This is a genomic window from Sediminibacter sp. Hel_I_10 (assembly GCF_000688335.1).
In the GTDB taxonomy this organism is placed as follows: Bacteria; Bacteroidota; Bacteroidia; order Flavobacteriales; family Flavobacteriaceae; genus Psychroserpens.
Genome location: NZ_JHZX01000001.1, coordinates 697,103 through 714,120, shown reverse-complemented (window position 1 = coordinate 714,120; position 17,018 = coordinate 697,103). Strand labels below are relative to the sequence as shown.

Below are 17,018 nucleotides of genomic sequence, written 5' to 3'. Positions count from 1 at the left end.
TACATTTCAGATTAGAAAAACTTTAGACCAAATACAATAGCATCGCTTTGAAAACCGCCTTGGTACGAACGTAAATAATCCAATCTCAAAAATCTAAATTTACCCCAGCCAATATTATCTAAACCAATGGTGTACTCTTGATAAGGTTTGTTATCTGGTGTTGCCAAAGCATGAGCGCCAATTATAAGATTGAAATTTAGCTTTCTCAACAAGGGGAGTTTACCCAATAAAAATCCATTAAAATCATGCTCGGCGTGCATCTCTAAATACGAATCGTTGGTACTGGCTGCATAATAGGGTAAATTATTAAATACATTGAGATAACTTCCAGCACCAATGTTGGTTTGGTTGCCATTAAAATGCTGAAAATCTACAAACGAAATGTCATCTGCTCCAAAGAATTTTCCTGCTTTTAGATTGTACTGAAATTTTCCTTTATCAGCAATATCAACGCCTTGGCTCACTCTCATTCTAACTTGGTCAAAATTATATCCGTCTATAGAGGCCGCAAGACCTTTTTCATAACCCACAAATAGTGTAGGGTACTTCTCATTACCAATATTGAATTTGCCATCAGGATAGCTTAAGTAATTTTGAGCGAAGTTGATTCTTGCATCTATGCTTAGCTTAAGGATGTTATGGGTAGCAAAAGGAGCAATGCCATAAGCGGTAGGATCTATAGGGTTATTACTTGTATAATCACGATCATCCTGTGGATACCAAACCTGATCTGTAGTGTTGAAAAGTGCTTTTCTTCTTTCGTAACTCAAATTGGCATAAAGCCTAAAGCCATTAAATAGCTCATTACTATATCCTATTTGAGCGAAGCTCTTATCATAGAGTTTCATGTAATTCTTTTCGGCTAATAAAGAATAGCCTGTGTTTAAAAGTTTCGATATGGGTTCTGAAGCATTAAACTGCTGCGTAGTCACTCCACCAGAAACGGTGAGGTAAGGTCTACTTGTATTGTTGAATTTATAAGTGGCAGATAAGGTACCGCGAAGGCGGTCATCGCTAAACCCATAATTAGCGTTACCGTTAATGGATAAGTAGCGGTTGTAATCATCATAACTTTTACGGTAAAAGGCACCCACGTTGGCATTCCAACCTTGAACGGTATTAAAAGTAATGGTTTGTATTGGAGAGGTGATTCCTGCGCTCCACTCTTTATAAGTATTTTGATAGGTATAGCCTCCCAAGATATCGCCCAATTTAAATGTATTGTTCGCGGTGTCTACAGAGTCTTTGTAGACCTTGGAGTCTTTTACAATCTGGATGCTGTCTTTTTTAATATAATCTGTAATTTCCTCATCAGTAAGTGGTACAGGTCTTACACGTTGCCAAAACAAGCTGTCTTTTTTATTAGCTTCATCTGCAAAGGAGACGATTTCTCTACTAAAATCTCTTTTGGTCAAACCTGGATTAAACTCATAGTTACTGTAAACCGCTGTAAACCTACCATCTCCTTTGATACCGAAGAGACCATATTTAAAATCGATATTCTGCGAAATTTTTGCCCAAATGTTGTCGTTTTTAGAATAAGAGAAGTTTTGTGTGATTTTTATAGAGTCGGCCACTGGGATTCTTGCTTGTGTCCCTGAAATACTGAGTTCGGTGGCATAAATGGTCCATTGATCTTCCACAATGTAAATGTAACCTTCAAACACGGGGTCATTTTGTCGTTTTGGGGTGACTTTGATTTTGTTGATTAAATTACCACGGTCATCATAAAATATACCTTCTAATTTAAAACGGTAGTATCCGAAGGCATTATTGGCTATAGGGGAGATGATATTATTGCCCAGTTCAATGGTTTTGTTGTAAAAATCGTAATCCACATCAATGGCATTGTTAAAACTAAAGCCATTATCATCACCGCTTACTTTAGAAGCTAATATTTTTTCTTTAAGCTTATCGGGTCTAAGATATTCTAATTTTGAGATGGTTTCAGAAAGGTAAATCACGCCACTACGGGTAGAATCCAATCCGCCACCCAAATCACCAACCTCTTGGCCTAAGATTTTTTCTGGGGCATCTTTGATTCGTATCAATCCGCGAGAATAGAAATCGGCCTTATAAGAGTTGATCTTTTCTAAATTTTCTTCGCGTTTGTCAATGGCCTGTCTCATGATGGCGTTGGCAGGATTATCTTCAGAATTGATAACGACTTCATTTAAACTAATTTGCTCATCCAGTAAAGTAGCATTAAGCTCAAACGGAAAGCTTTTAATCTCAACCGTTTTCTTTACGGTTTTATAACCCAAAAATTGAAAGACGACAGTATAGGTGTCCGGTTTCGAGATATTTAACTCATAAATGCCTTGTTCATTACTGGTGGTCCCTTTATAGGTGTTTTCAATAAAAATATTGACAAAAGGCAGTGGATCTTTATTTTGATCGGAGATAACGCCCTTAATTTGAGATTGCGCGCAGGTAAAACTGAAAACAGTAAAAAGCAGAAGTAGTTTTAATTTCATAGTATCTGGTTGTTGGTTATATTCTATAGACGCACCAAATGATCAAATGGTTGCCTAAGAAAACCAAACATAACTATAAAATTTTCTCGTGGTTGTTAAAGATTTATGAATTGTTATTTTCTTTAGAAAAAAATAACGGCCTAATTATAGATTTTTTTAATGCGGTCTAGATTGCGTTTATTATCACGATCTTTGATGGTATCACGCTTATCATATAGCTTTTTACCTTTTCCAAGAGCAATTTGAAGCTTAGCTAAACCTCTATCATTTATAAATAATCGCAAAGGGATTATGGAGTTTCCTTTAATGTTAACTTCCTTTTCGAGCTTTTTAAGCTCACGACGGTTTAATAATAATTTTCGTTCGGCCTTAGGTTTGTGGTTGTAATGATTTCCGAAGGCATATTCTTGTATGGTCATATTGATTGCAAATAGCTCGCTACGATCATTAAATTCGCAAAAACCTTCAGCAATGGACGCCTTGCCCTCTCTAATGCTTTTGATTTCTGTTCCCGTCAAAACAATACCAGCCACGTATTTATCGAGAATCTCGTATTCAAATTTTGCTTTTTTGTTTTTTATGTTGACCTTGTTCTCCATAGTATACAAAGTTAAGGTTTTTAAGTAATTTATAAAGACCACACATCATTTAAGCCAAAAGGATTTCCTTTTGTTGCCATCTTTAATTCTGAAATGATCCAAATATGAAATATATTCCCTTTTTATTGTTAGTGTTTTTGTTTTGTAATTGTAAAGAAGAGTCAAAACAAAAGCGCACTGCAAGTAATATTATAGAGCAATCGATTTCTGTTTGTGGCGGCGATCTTGTTGGCGACGCTGAGATTGCGTTCGCATTTAGAGATAAACACTATACGGCAAAACGCTCTAATGGCATTTTTGAATTAACTCGTAACTTTCAAGATACCACAGGAACCGTCACAGATGTTTTAACCAATGACGGATTCTCGAGACAATTAAATGACAAGCGGGTGGCCGTTTCAGATTCTATGGCGTCTCTTTATTCGGCTTCGGTCAATTCGGTACACTATTTTTCGGTGCTTCCCTATGGGCTCAACGCAGATGCCGTTCAAAAGAAACTACTTAATGAAACCATCATAAATGGGAAAAACTACCATGTTGTAGAAATCACCTTTAAACAAGATGGAGGAGGAGAAGATTTTGAAGACGTCTTTATGTACTGGATCAATACCAAAACCTTTACACCAGACTATTTAGCATACTCGTACGAAGAGCAAGATGGTAAAGGATTTCGGTTTCGTGAAGCTTATAATGAACGTTATATTAAAGGCATTCGTTTTGTTGACTATAATAATTACAAAACGACATCAACATTAAAATCTCTTCAAAATTTCCCAGATGTATTTGAAAAAAAACAATTGGAGCTGCTCTCAAAAATCGAGTTAACGAACGTAACCGTTAGTTTACAGTAATAAGATCATGGGTAACTGTTTCTTCGGAAATTTTAACCACATAGAGATTGCTGTTTGTTTTATCGTCTATGGCTTCATATTGTTCTTCACCAATAATAGCATTTACAAAGGACGGCGTTGTGTTGCTATGACCAACAATTAAAACCGTTTTGCCTTTTGTGTCTTGTTGAAACTCCTTAGAATATAATGAATTAGGATTGTAATATTGCAATTGTAAGTTGTTGGCTTTTGCTGTAGGAAGCGCCGTTTGTTTGGTACGATTATAATCTGTAGAATACACCGCATCAAATTTAATATCCTTGAGATAATCTCGCCATTGTTCAGCACGTTGTTGACCAATTTCTAAAAGATCGGGATCAGCATTAGTTTGATCACTACGATCTTTTTCTGCATGTCTTATAAGATAATAGCAAGTGGTTTCTGAGCGGCTTTCTTGCGAAAATGATAAAATGCTAAATAAACAAATAACAATAATTGATACGAGGGTTCTCATAGACATATCAATTTAGACTATTTCTTTTTGGGCTTAAGATCATCACTTAAAACGTAAAGTGCTATGGCACGATCGGCTCTCGTTTTAGAATCTGTTGCAAGCGTATTTATTGTTTTTAGTTCTGCCTTTTTATTGACAGCATGATTTAAAGTTATTTTATTTTCAGGCTTCAATACACTAGAAAACAAGGTCTCTTTGATCAATAAATTTTTAGAGGAAGGTGGTGTCGTTATATTACTTTTTTGTTGCGTATCATCTTGGGAATAACCGTAAAAAGGTAGCGTCAATAAGCAAATGGAAAGTAATGATAGTTTCATATTATTGTATTTGAAGTTCTATCAAATATAACATCTCAATCCCATAGATTTCGAAAAAGTGTGTTAAATCAATCTATTAAGATCAATTTCTTTTAATTATGCTTCAGTAAACTCTCCTTCTGCAATATGAACGCCCATAGAGGTACCAATACGCTCTACACCAATATCTACATATTTTCTAGCGGTTTCGTAGTCGTGTATCCCACCAGAAGCTTTAATCTTACAGTGATCTTTAACTGTTTTTCTAATGATTTTGGCTGCAGTAAGTGTCGCACCGTTCTTTGTATATCCAGTTGAGGTTTTAACGAAATCAACTTTGGCATCTACGCAAATTTCAGAGGCTTTTACCACTCCGTTTTTAGATAATTCGCTAATCTCTATGATGACTTTTAAGGGCGTTTCACCAATAGCTAATTTCACATCGCTAATATCCTTTAACACCTCAACGTAGTTTTTACTTTTGAAAAAACCAAGGTTCATGACCATGTCAATCTCATCGGCACCTTCAGACAAGGCATGTTTTGCTTCAAAAACTTTGGTTTCAGTAGAAACAGCCCCCAGAGGAAAGCCTACTACGGTACAAATTTTTACATCAGTATCTTTGAGAAGTTGTTTTGCCAAAGGCACGTAACAACTGTTGATGCAAACAGAATAAAATTTATGTTTTTTAGCTTCGTTACAATGCTCGATAATATCACGTTCAGTTGCACAAGCATCTAGAAGTGTGTGGTCAATATGTGAATTAATATTCATTTAAATAAGTCTATTAAGCGTTATCAACCGAGATCTATTGGAATATAGATCTGATCTCTAAATGTAAATTTGGGGATTAATAGCACTGCAAAGTTAAAAACTTATACGGAAGTATAATAACGTATTTCTTAAAGTTTTGTTGTATTTATCGAAAAGTCGCGTGTCGCATTTTAATGTTTAAGCTCTCTTGCATGGACGACACTAATTGCTTTTCGTTAATTTGATCTTTTCATTCTCATTGGTAATCAACTTGTGAACCCAAGCGATGGCCTCGCTAAGATTGTCAAATATTTCGTAAGGTTTGCCAAAAAACTGTCGCTCATATTCTGCATTTTTACGCATGGCCTCTGTTTTTGGAATAATGGCCATAGCCACGAGATTTGGGATTTTCTCGGTCTCTTTATATACTAATGGATCTACAGCGTAAGACATGACGCGGTTAGAGATATAGGCAATAGGTCTATTTTTAAAATGTTCTGATAGAACCACCTTTAGGTCTTCATTGTGATGAGACTGGATTTTTACTCCTTCCTTGATTTGGTTGATGAGGAAATCGTCAAAGACAAAGACTTCAGAATCTTCAAGGTCATAATGATAAAACATACCCATAGTTATTGCCTTTTTTTACTAAGCTCAAATGCTAAGCTTCTATTTCTGTTCTAAATATTCTTTTGACTTTTGTTGATCAATCATGTTGCCTACCCAGTGAATCGCATCTGTGAGACGGTCGAAAATTTCATAGGGTTTATTGAAAAATTCTTTTTCAAACTCAGCGTTCTTTCGCATCAACTCTGTTTTTGGAATCATAGCAATGGCTAATAAGTTAGGGATTTTTTCGGTTTCAGGATAGATTAAGGGGTTTACGGCATAAGATTTTGCGCGGTTAGACACATAAACCATATTTTTTCCGCTGAAATGTTCTTTAATAATTTCATTCAGAATATCATTGTGTTCTGGTTGAATCACCACGCCTTGATTGACTTGGTTGATGATGAAATCGTCAAAGATAAATACTTCGGAATCTTCGAAACTATAATATTTAATGATGCCCATACTGCGTAATTTACACTGTAAGTTAGGGAAATTTTAATAAAAATGACGCCACTGTATAAGAGTGACGTCGCTTTTATTAATAGATGCTTTTTTAATTTAAATATTGTACAACTGAATTAGATGTTTTCTGAAACGCTATGTTCTTCGTTTCGAAACACCAATTGATTGTCGAAAGCATCCAGCAATATGATACTATCGGTAGTTACTTTTCCAGAAAGAATCTCTTTACTTAACTCATTAAGCACTTCTTTTTGGATCACTCGTTTTACCGGTCTGGCGCCATATTCTGGATGATACCCTTTGTCTGATAAATAGGTGATGGCTTCAGGAGTAGCATCAAAAGTAATGCCTTGTTTAGCAATCATTTTTTTGACGCCTTTAAGCTGTAAACCTACAATCTGTTTGATGTCTTTTTTAGTTAAAGGTGTAAACATAATGGTGTCATCAATTCGGTTTAAAAACTCTGGACGCACGCTTTGCTTCAACAATCCAAGAACATCAACCTTCGCTAATTCCATAGCCGATTCTACATCTTTAGTGGCTTCAAATCGCTCTTGAATAATATTAGCACCCATGTTGGAGGTCATAATAATGATGGTGTTTTTAAAATCTGCGATACGACCTTTATTGTCCGTTAATCGGCCTTCATCCAAAACCTGTAATAAAATATTAAAGGTATCTGGATGTGCTTTTTCAATTTCGTCGAGTAACACTACAGAATAGGGTCTGCGTCTTACGGCCTCAGTTAATTGACCACCTTCATCATAACCAACGTAACCAGGAGGCGCTCCTACCAAACGGCTTACACTATGACGTTCTTGGTATTCACTCATATCTATTCTGGTCATGGCATTTTCATCGTCAAAGAGATACTCAGCCAAAGCTTTAGCTAACTCCGTTTTACCAACGCCGGTTGTTCCTAAAAATAAGAAGGTGCCAACGGGTTTTTGCGGGTTTTGCAACCCTGCTCTTGAACGTCTCACGGCATCACTTACCGCTTCAATTGCTTCTTCTTGGCCAACAACGCGCTTATGAAGTTCGTCTTCTAGTCTCAATAGTTTATCTCGATCACTTTGTAGCATTTTGGTAACAGGAATTCCTGTCCATTTTGCAACTACTTCAGCAATATCTTCATAAGTAACTTCTTCTTTTATGAGTGAACTGCCGCTTTGGTTCTTTTGTAATTCCTTTTGGAGCACTTCAAGTTTTTCTTGAGATTCTTTTATTTTTCCGTAGCGAATTTCAGCAACCTTACCGTAATCTCCCTCGCGTTCTGCGCGTTCTGCTTCTAGCTTAAATTCTTCAATATTAGATTTTGTACTCTGAATGTAGTCAACAACATCTTTCTCGCTTTTCCACTTCGCATAGATTTCATTACGCTCTTCCTTAAAGTTTGCCAAATCTGAACGTAGTGATTTTAACTTCGTTTCATCCTTCTCGCGTTTTATGGCTTCTAGCTCAATTTCTAATTGCATGATCTTTCTGTCTAAAACATCAAGTTCTTCTGGTTTGGAATTAATTTCCATTCTTAATTTTGAAGCCGCTTCATCCATAAGGTCAATGGCCTTGTCTGGAAGAAAACGATTGGTGATGTAACGCTCAGAAAGTTCTACAGCGCCGATAATCGCTTCATCTTTAATGCGAACCTTATGATGTGCTTCGTATTTTTCTTTAATTCCTCGCAATATGGAAATGGCGCTTTCGGTATCTGGTTCATCTACCATTACTTTTTGAAAACGGCGTTCAAGCGCTTTATCTTTCTCAAAATACTTTTGATACTCATCAAGAGTAGTGGCGCCAATGGCTCTTAGCTCGCCACGAGCAAGCGCTGGTTTTAAAATATTGGCCGCATCCATGGCACCTTGTCCGCCACCAGCGCCTACTAACGTATGGATTTCGTCTATAAATAATACGATGTCACCCTCACTTGTAGTCACTTCGTTGATGACGGCTTTAAGACGTTCTTCAAACTCTCCCTTAAATTTGGCGCCAGCAATCAAAGCGCCCATATCTAAAGCATAAATTTGCTTGTCGACTAAATTTTCTGGAACATCTCCATCTACAATTCTATGAGCCAAACCTTCTGCTATCGCTGTTTTACCTGTACCAGGCTCTCCAACAAGAATCGGATTGTTTTTGGTTCTTCTCGATAGAATTTGTAAAATTCGTCTTATTTCTTCGTCTCGACCTATTACAGGATCTAATTTTCCGTCTTTTGCTAATTGGTTGAGGTTTTTAGCGTATTTATTTAGAGAGTTGTACGTGTCTTCTTGACTTTGTGAAGTCACACGATCACCCTTTCTCAACTCGTCAATAGCAGATTGTAAGCCCTTTTCAGTGACGCCTTGGTCTTTTAGCATTTGAGCAATCTTACTGTTCGATTTAAAAATGGCTAAGATTAAATGTTCTATAGACACATAATCATCATTCATTTTTTTGGCGATGATCGATGCTTCATTTAAAGATTTGCTAGCTTCTCTAGAAATGGATAAATCTCCACCAGTAACCTTAGGGAAGCTCTCTAATTGTTTGTCTAACGTCAGTTTAAGTACGTTAAGATTAACGTTTAATTTTTTAAGTAAAAAAGGCAAGACATTCTCATCAACCTCAAAAATGGATTTGAAAATGTGCTCATTTTCAATTTGCTGATGAGCCAAACTTTGCGCCAGCTGCTGAGCCTGCTGAATCGCCTCTTGGGATTTTATGGTATAATTATTAAAATTCATGTTAAATATTGTTTATAGGTTCCTTTGAAATAGGAATCTCTTTTTTATTTGTTATATTACAATCTAGCCATTTCAATAATCTTACCGTTATTAAAAACAGGAGAGCTTAAGACAAAATGTCTCTATTTCTTAGTGATAGCGTGACTTTTAGTCAGTTAAGGGTGCTTTTGAAAGGTACAATTAAACCATGAGACTATAGGTTATTAAAAAAGTAATTGGCTACAGTAATAAACTTAAAATGAAATTATGGGATTTTTAAAAAATATATTTGGCAGTTCAGAATCCAAAGAGGAAAAAGTATTGCCTTGGCAAGAATTAAGTTCAACTTCTCAGCTTAGCGAGATTGTAGAAAAGTCTAAAACGAAGGCTCAAGTGATATTCAAGCATTCTACAAGATGCGGTATTAGTAGAATGGCCATGAATCAGTTTGTTTCAAGTTATAATGAGGATGCTCATCTTGATTTATATTATTTGGATTTACTTAATCATCGCGATATCTCAAATGAGATTGCAAGTCAATTTCAAGTGATGCATGAGTCTCCGCAGCTCTTGGTTGTTCAAAATGGAGTAGTGGTTGCTAACGGGAGTCATGGTGCCGTTAATGATATTGATTTAGCTAGGTTTGAATAAATCTTTTTATAATTTTAAATTTTACAGAAAATCAGTTATAGGAACACTATACAGTTTCACATTCGCTGTTTTGATGTTCAACATTAGTTGTGCGCAAAAGCAAAACGCTTCTGTGGTCTACACGTTTAAAAAGGGCGATGCAAATGGTATTGGTAAATGGTATATGGGCAGAGAAATTGCTCATGTGATGGGGTTTCAAGGCATTAATTGGCTAGAACGAACCGACCGCGAGGAGGAGGAAAACACCTCTAAGCTTATTGCGAATATGAACATTCAAAAGGACGATGTTATTGCAGATATTGGCGCAGGTTCTGGATATCACGTTTTTAAAATGGCGCCGTTGGCTATCAATGGTCTAGTGTATGCCGTTGATATTCAAGACGAAATGTTAAACGCTATGAAAAGGCGAAAAGACACGTCTGCGACGCAGAATATTAAGATTACAAAAGGCAGTGAAAAAAGCGTTAATCTTCCTGAAAAAGCGATCGATAAAGTTTTAATGGTAGATGTTTATCATGAGTTTAATTTTCCGAAGGAAATATTAGCTTCTATGAAAACAAGCCTTAAGGAGGATGGGGAAATTTATCTTATAGAATATCGCGGTGAAGATCCTGACGTGCCTATAAAAAGACTTCATAAAATGACCGAAGCTCAAGCTGTAAAGGAAATGGCTGCCGCTGGTTTCGTTCTAAAAAAGAATATTGAAAACTTGCCGTGGCAGCACTGTATGGTGTTTGTCAAAAAGTAAAAACTCCCCAAGAAAATGTCTTAGGGAGTCATTATTTGAACTTACAAGATATTATGCGCGTCGTATTCTATAAGAGCTAATGATCGCTTTTAATTTCAGTTTTAAATCTTCTCCAGTATCAAAAACCATCTGAGCATCTGTAGGAAAATTAAGCCTTCTGTTTTTGGTCAAATCATATTCACTACGGCTTAAGGCTCTCTGGTCTCCTCTTAGGGTTGCATAAAAATTCTCAAAAACAAAAGCGCTATTAATAGGAAATGCATCTAATGTTTGCTGGGTTCTTAAATCGGTGTAAACAACATCTGCAACCAGTTGAGTCGATTTAAATTGACTCACTTCAAAATAGCGGGCTCTCACGTTTACAATCTTATCTACTTTAATTTTATTACCTAGGCTATCTGTTAAAATGGCTCCGTCAGCATCGGTTTGATATTCCCAACCATCAACAATACGCTTTTGCTTTAATTCTTGTTTTTGGTTGACCTGTTCTGGTGAGATTTGAATGTCCTTCAATTGAAGTTGCATCGCATAGTCGTAATTAAGATCTAAAGAGGCATTGGCATGATAAACCGTCCAAAATTGATCGAGACCATAAGTGTCAAAATTCAACAAGTCTGCTTCCAATTGCTTCGGAAGGATGTGTTGGGTCTGATTTTCTATAGAGACCATGACATAATCGGTACCTTTTTCATGAGCTTCTGTTAATAACCCTCTAGTGTTCTCAAAATTAGGGTTTATGCTTTCAATATATTCGAATATATTATAAGCAGCTCTTGCGCTATATTTGTCTTCAGAATCCAATAGTGCAATACCTTCATCTATAAGATAGTCTGAGGTTTTAAAACGATATGTAACGATTTCCGAAGTGTAATCGTTAAACTTAAGCTTGAGGGGTTTTCCATTAATGCTAAGGGGTAATACCCGTTTGATGGCATTTTGTCTCGCTTCTAAGTCCAGATAGGTCTCAAAAATTAATTTGTACTGCTCAGGATTGCCATCTTTTTTTAAGTGGTTGATCGAATTTAAATCTTCGGCTAAAACCTTGTCATAAGCATCTTTAAGCATGACGATGAAATCTTGCTTTCTGGCTTTGTCTTTATTGGTCTCTAGTTTATCCAAGGCATCATTAATAGCTTGGTCATAGTTGCCATGACTGATCGCTCTTTCAATTTGTTTTCTTCCGCTACAAGAGCTCAGTATCAAAAGAAGTGCTGTAGAAAGTAAAAATTGTTTCATGATCTTGGATTTTAAATTAAACGTTTCGTTCTATTTTATTTAAATCCAAAACTTATGCCAAAACGAATAAAGCTCAAAACCAAATGTTTAAACAATTGATTTTGAGCTTTATAAAATATAGCTTATTTAGTAAGCCGCGAGTTAAGATTTTGTAAACGGTACCGCTACTCGTGTTTTATCCCAACCAAGGTGCATGTGTACGCCATTGTCAGCTTCTTTAAAAGCAATAGAAAAAGCCTCTAGGGGTGCGTTGTCTTCTGAGACAGGAACTGCTAATCGAGCAACATCATTTTCCTCTTTATAAAAGTAGCTTCCCCAAACATTTATATCTTTATTAATGATAACTGTCCATTCCTTTTCTCCTGGAATCATGTAAAGTGTGTAAGTTCCTGTAGGAACTTTAGTGTTGCCTAACATCATAGGGGTGTATAATGTTAGTTCTGCCGCTTCATTGGCACCTGTGCGCCAAACTTCGCCATTAGGTGCTAATTTTGATAATTCTCTTCCGTTAAGTTGAGGTCTGCTGTAAGTAACTTTGATTAATTTGTTTGAATCTTTGTAATCTGAAGGGTAAGCAGCTACGTCCATAGGACTTTTGTCTAAGTCCTTGAAATCTTGCGCGTTGCTGTTTACTGAAAATAGCACGATACATGCTAAAGCAAAAATTGATGTCATTGTAGTTTTCATGTGTATTGGTTTTTTTAAATAAGGTTATAATTTAAGATTCTTATGCGTTATGTTTAGACTCTAAAGTCGTAAACTCCTGTTAAAGTTTACAACTGTCATAGTTTGTAAACCAAAACTGTCTTTTGGTTGTGATTTAAACTTAATGAATAATAAAAAGTATTAAATTGAAATCATTTATTGGTTTTAGGTTTTATAATTGTAAGGTTATTTACATATTTGCCTATAGATAATAAAATTAACGATATTAAAATATAAAGTTATGTGTGGAATTGTATGTGCTTTTGATCTAAAGCAATCTTCAGAGCAATTAAGACCTAAAGTTTTAGAAATGGCCAAAACAGTAAGGCACCGAGGTCCAGATTGGAGTGGTATTTATAGTGATGAAAAAGCTATTATGGCCCATGAACGTTTAGCTATTGTAGATCCGGCATCGGGTAAGCAGCCGTTGGTAAGTGCGGATAAAAGGCTGATTTTAGCAGCAAATGGCGAAATATACAACCATCGTGAACTACGGAAGCAGTTTCCAGATTACGACTTTCAAACCGAAAGTGATTGTGAGGTAATTTTAGCATTATACGAAAAAAAGGGAGTTGACTTTATAGATGAGATGAACGGTATTTTTGGTTTTGCTATCTATGATGCCGAAAAAGACGAGTACTTCGTAGCTCGAGATCACATGGGTATTATTCCCTTATACATCGGTTGGGATCAAAATGGGACATTCTATGTGGCATCAGAGTTAAAAGCCTTGGAAGGCGTATGTTCTAAAATAGAACTGTTTCCTCCTGGTCATTACCTCTCCAGTAAGGATGGCAAATTTGTGCAATGGTATAAACGCGATTGGACAGACTATGATGCCGTTAAAGACAATGAAACCAGTATCTCAAAAATCAAAGAGGCCTTAGAAGCGGCCGTACATAGACAGTTAATGAGTGACGTGCCATATGGCGTTTTATTATCGGGTGGTTTAGATTCTTCGGTAACTTCTGCTATTGCCAAGAAATATGCCCAAAAGCGAATAGAAAGTGATGATACTTCTGACGCTTGGTGGCCTCAATTACATAGTTTTTCAGTAGGTTTAGAAGGCTCTCCAGATTTAGCAGCAGCTAAAAAAGTAGCCGCTCACATTGGTACCGTACACCATGAAATTAAGTTTACCATTCAAGAAGGTTTAGATGCCATTCGTGACGTTATTTATAACCTCGAAACTTATGATATTACGACCATTCGTGCAAGTACGCCTATGTACCTTATGGCACGTGTTATAAAATCTATGGGTATAAAAATGGTGCTGTCTGGTGAGGGTGCAGATGAATTGTTTGGAGGATACCTCTATTTTCACAAGGCTCCGAATGCTAAGGAATTTCATGAAGAAACCGTTAGGAAATTAAGCAAATTACATCAATATGATTGTTTAAGAGCCAATAAGAGTCTCGCGGCTTGGGGTATTGAAGGTCGTGTGCCATTTTTAGACAAAGAATTTATGGATGTGGCCATGAGCATCAATCCGCAAGATAAGATGATCAATGGCGAGCGTATGGAGAAATGGGTAGTGAGAAAGGCTTTTGAAGACATGTTGCCAGAAAGTGTGGCTTGGAGACAAAAAGAACAGTTTAGTGATGGGGTGGGTTACAGTTGGATAGATACCTTAAAAGAGATGGTAAACACCTCTGTCACCGATGAGCAAATGGCAAACGCTCATTTTAGATTTCCATTACAAACGCCTCAAAATAAGGAAGAGTTTTATTACCGCTCTATTTTTGAAGAGCATTTTCCGAGTGATGCGGCAGCATTGTGCGTACCGCAAGAGCCTAGTGTGGCTTGTAGTACCAAAATAGCATTAGAATGGGATGAAGCATTTAAAAACATGAACGATCCTTCTGGTAGGGCTGTTTCAAAAGTGCATTCTGATGCTTATTAATACCATACGAACGTTTTGAGCATTATGACAGATTGTTCTAAGTTTTATGATTATTAAACAAAAAAAATCCTCTGTTGAGGATTTTTTTTGTTGATATCAGAGAAAATCACTTCTGAAATCTTCTAAATTTCAGATTTTTAATTTTCAAATTATAACCTGTAATGGATTTTTGCTTTTTAGCGCCTTTACTAAGATGTTAAAAAAGGTCAAAATCCATTTTAAGACCATTTTAAGCTCATTTAAGATGGTTTTAAATAATTAACAAATGTTGATAATTATTGAATTCAATCGATGATATGCTTTCAGAATGGGTCATAATTTCTTATATTTGTTTGTACCGAAAGAAAGGCGCATTAGCGTCTTTTTTCATGTTGTGGAAAATCAATCGAGATTACAAATACTATAAATATGAGCGAAAAAAGAGAAGAGTTTAATAAGGATAATTATTCCGCAGATAGTATTCAGGCCCTAGAAGGCATGGAGCACGTGCGTATGCGTCCTTCCATGTATATTGGGGATGTTGGTACACGCGGTTTGCACCACTTGGTTTATGAGGTGGTAGATAACTCCATTGATGAGGCACTCGCAGGACATTGCGATAATATAAGCGTTACCATTAACGAAGATAATTCTATTACCACTGAAGATGACGGACGTGGAATTCCAGTAGATCTTCATAAAAAAGAAGGTGTTTCTGCGCTTGAGGTTGTAATGACTAAAATTGGTGCCGGTGGTAAATTTGATAAGGATTCTTATAAAGTTTCTGGAGGGTTACACGGAGTTGGTGTGAGCTGCGTAAACGCTTTATCTGAGCATTTAAAAGCTACGGTTTACAGAAAAGGTGAAATTTGGGAGCAAGAATATGAGCGCGGAAAAGCCATGTATCCCGTAAAAAAGGTAGGCGAAACCGATAAACGTGGAACGATTGTTACGTTTAAACCCGACCCAACAATTTTTACCCAAACCTTAGAATATAGCTACGATACACTTGCGAGTCGTTTACGTGAATTGGCTTACCTAAATAAAGGAATTACCATTCATTTAATTGATAAGCGATTCAAAAAAGAGGATGGCGAATATGAAGGTGAAACATTTCATTCTGAAGAAGGTCTTAAGGAATTTATCAAGTTTTTAGATGGAAACCGTGAGCCTTTAATGAAAGATGTGATCGCTTTTGAAGGTGAAAAGAATGGCGTGCCTGTTGAGGTTGCCATGATTTACAATACCTCTTATGCTGAAAATTTACACTCCTACGTTAATAATATCAACACCCATGAAGGTGGTACCCACCTTTCTGGATTTAGAAGAGGGTTAACGCATACCCTTAAAAAGTATGCCGATACTTCCGGAATGTTGGATAAGCTGAAATTTGATATACAGGGCGACGATTTCCGTGAGGGATTAACCGCTATTATTTCAGTAAAAGTTCAAGAGCCACAATTTGAAGGTCAAACCAAGACCAAACTTGGTAATAGAGAGGTTTCTGCCTCTGTAAGCCAAGCGGTTTCAGAAATGTTGACCGACTATTTAGAAGAACATCCAGACGACGCTAAAATCATTGTACAAAAAGTGATTCTTGCCGCGCAAGCCCGTCATGCAGCTCAAAAGGCGCGTGATATGGTACAGCGAAAAACGGTAATGAGTATTGGTGGTCTTCCTGGGAAACTAAGTGACTGCTCAGAACAAGATCCAGCCCAATGCGAAGTATTCTTGGTAGAGGGTGACTCGGCAGGTGGAACGGCCAAACAAGGTCGTGACCGTAAATTTCAGGCGATTTTGCCATTAAGAGGTAAAATTCTTAATGTTGAAAAAGCCATGACACACAAGGTTTTTGAAAACGAAGAAATCAAGAATATTTATACAGCACTAGGAGTTACTATTGGAACCGAAGAGGATAGTAAAGCTTTAAACCTTTCAAAACTGCGTTATCATAAAGTTGTGATTATGTGTGATGCTGATATTGATGGTAGCCACATTGCCACCTTAATTTTGACATTCTTTTTTAGATATATGAAAGAGCTTATTGAAGCCGGACATATTTACATTGCAACACCGCCTTTATACTTGATTAAGAAAGGTGCTAAGAAAACCTATGCTTGGAGTGAGAAAGAGCGTGATGCCGTACTAAAGGATTTTGGTGAAAATGCTAAAATACAACGATACAAAGGTCTTGGTGAGATGAATGCAGAACAGTTATGGGACACGACCATGAATCCAGAATTTAGAACCATGCGTTTGGTTCAAATAGACAATGGAGGTGAAGCAGATCGCATCTTTTCTATGTTGATGGGCGATGAAGTACCACCACGTAGAGAGTTTATTGAGAAAAATGCGATTTATGCTAATATCGATGCTTAATAGCATATCTTTTTTTAAAGATTTAAAAGCGGCCAATGTGGTCGCTTTTTTTTATACGGAAATTTTAGTTCATAATATCTTTTGGAATACAATAGGACTTTATTAGAAATGATTTGTTCTATACAGTCTATTCGTGCATATTTTAAGCATTTTTCAAAAAAGTGATCAA

At 36.6% G+C, this 17,018-nt stretch carries 15 protein-coding genes; 5 read left to right on the top strand and 10 right to left on the bottom strand.

Going from position 1 to position 17,018, the window contains the following annotated elements; all coding sequences use genetic code 11:
• Positions 1 to 11: 11 nt before the first annotated feature.
• Positions 12 to 2,477 carry a DUF5686 and carboxypeptidase regulatory-like domain-containing protein gene (locus tag P176_RS0103150; protein ID WP_026753337.1) on the bottom strand — a complete coding sequence of 822 codons (2,466 nt, stop codon included), beginning with the start codon at positions 2,475 to 2,477 and terminating at the stop codon, positions 12 to 14.
• Positions 2,478 to 2,617: 140 nt separating this feature from the next.
• The gene (gene smpB, locus P176_RS0103145; RefSeq protein WP_026753336.1) at positions 2,618 to 3,076 is read right to left on the bottom strand and encodes an SsrA-binding protein SmpB; all 459 of its coding nucleotides are present in this window, start codon (positions 3,074 to 3,076) and stop codon (positions 2,618 to 2,620) included.
• A gap of 104 nt (positions 3,077 to 3,180) precedes the next feature.
• Between smpB and P176_RS0103140 the strand changes: the two genes are divergently transcribed.
• Complete coding sequence (locus P176_RS0103140; RefSeq protein WP_026753335.1) at positions 3,181 to 3,927, top strand: DUF6503 family protein; 747 nt, start codon at positions 3,181 to 3,183, stop codon at positions 3,925 to 3,927.
• On the opposite strand, the gene P176_RS0103135 is transcribed toward P176_RS0103140, so the two are convergent.
• The 6 genes from P176_RS0103135 to clpB all read right to left on the bottom strand — a co-directional run bounded on the left by P176_RS0103135 (position 3,914) and on the right by clpB (position 9,269).
• On the bottom strand, positions 3,914 to 4,420 hold the full coding sequence (locus tag P176_RS0103135) for a histidine phosphatase family protein (protein ID WP_026753334.1): 507 nt from the start codon (positions 4,418 to 4,420) through the stop codon (positions 3,914 to 3,916). The two genes, P176_RS0103140 and P176_RS0103135, sit on opposite strands and share 14 nt — an antisense overlap.
• A gap of 17 nt (positions 4,421 to 4,437) precedes the next feature.
• On the bottom strand, positions 4,438 to 4,737 hold the full coding sequence (locus P176_RS0103130) for a hypothetical protein (RefSeq protein WP_026753333.1): 300 nt from the start codon (positions 4,735 to 4,737) through the stop codon (positions 4,438 to 4,440).
• Positions 4,738 to 4,833: 96 nt separating this feature from the next.
• On the bottom strand, positions 4,834 to 5,490 hold the full coding sequence (gene deoC / locus P176_RS0103125; protein WP_026753332.1) for a deoxyribose-phosphate aldolase: 657 nt from the start codon (positions 5,488 to 5,490) through the stop codon (positions 4,834 to 4,836).
• Between the two features lie 201 nt (positions 5,491 to 5,691).
• On the bottom strand, positions 5,692 to 6,099 hold the full coding sequence (locus P176_RS0103120) for a hypothetical protein (protein ID WP_026753331.1): 408 nt from the start codon (positions 6,097 to 6,099) through the stop codon (positions 5,692 to 5,694).
• Between the two features lie 39 nt (positions 6,100 to 6,138).
• Positions 6,139 to 6,543, bottom strand: coding sequence for a hypothetical protein (locus tag P176_RS0103115; protein ID WP_026753330.1), 405 nt, complete (start codon positions 6,541 to 6,543; stop codon positions 6,139 to 6,141).
• A 116-nt stretch (positions 6,544 to 6,659) separates the two neighbouring features.
• Complete coding sequence (gene clpB, locus P176_RS0103110) at positions 6,660 to 9,269, bottom strand: ATP-dependent chaperone ClpB (RefSeq protein ID WP_026753329.1); 2,610 nt, start codon at positions 9,267 to 9,269, stop codon at positions 6,660 to 6,662.
• Positions 9,270 to 9,515: 246 nt separating this feature from the next.
• Between clpB and ytxJ the strand changes: the two genes are divergently transcribed.
• Positions 9,516 to 9,899: a bacillithiol system redox-active protein YtxJ gene (gene ytxJ, locus P176_RS0103105; RefSeq protein WP_026753328.1), complete on the top strand. Its 384-nt coding sequence runs from the start codon at positions 9,516 to 9,518 to the stop codon at positions 9,897 to 9,899.
• A 73-nt stretch (positions 9,900 to 9,972) separates the two neighbouring features.
• A complete protein-coding gene (locus P176_RS0103100; RefSeq protein WP_051605578.1) occupies positions 9,973 to 10,647 on the top strand; it encodes a class I SAM-dependent methyltransferase in 675 nt (224 codons plus the stop codon).
• A gap of 51 nt (positions 10,648 to 10,698) precedes the next feature.
• On the opposite strand, the gene P176_RS0103095 is transcribed toward P176_RS0103100, so the two are convergent.
• A complete protein-coding gene (locus P176_RS0103095; protein ID WP_026753326.1) occupies positions 10,699 to 11,883 on the bottom strand; it encodes a hypothetical protein in 1,185 nt (394 codons plus the stop codon).
• Positions 11,884 to 12,024: 141 nt separating this feature from the next.
• Positions 12,025 to 12,570 carry a DUF2911 domain-containing protein gene (locus P176_RS0103090; RefSeq protein ID WP_026753325.1) on the bottom strand — a complete coding sequence of 182 codons (546 nt, stop codon included), beginning with the start codon at positions 12,568 to 12,570 and terminating at the stop codon, positions 12,025 to 12,027.
• Positions 12,571 to 12,829: 259 nt separating this feature from the next.
• On the opposite strand from P176_RS0103090, the gene asnB reads away from it, so the two are divergent.
• Together asnB and gyrB are read left to right on the top strand one after the other, a co-directional pair.
• Entirely contained in the window at positions 12,830 to 14,491 is a 1,662-nt protein-coding gene (gene asnB / locus P176_RS0103085; protein WP_026753324.1) for an asparagine synthase B, read from the top strand.
• A 408-nt stretch (positions 14,492 to 14,899) separates the two neighbouring features.
• Positions 14,900 to 16,849: a DNA topoisomerase (ATP-hydrolyzing) subunit B gene (gene gyrB, locus P176_RS0103080; protein WP_026753323.1), complete on the top strand. Its 1,950-nt coding sequence runs from the start codon at positions 14,900 to 14,902 to the stop codon at positions 16,847 to 16,849.
• Positions 16,850 to 17,018: the final 169 nt, after the last annotated feature.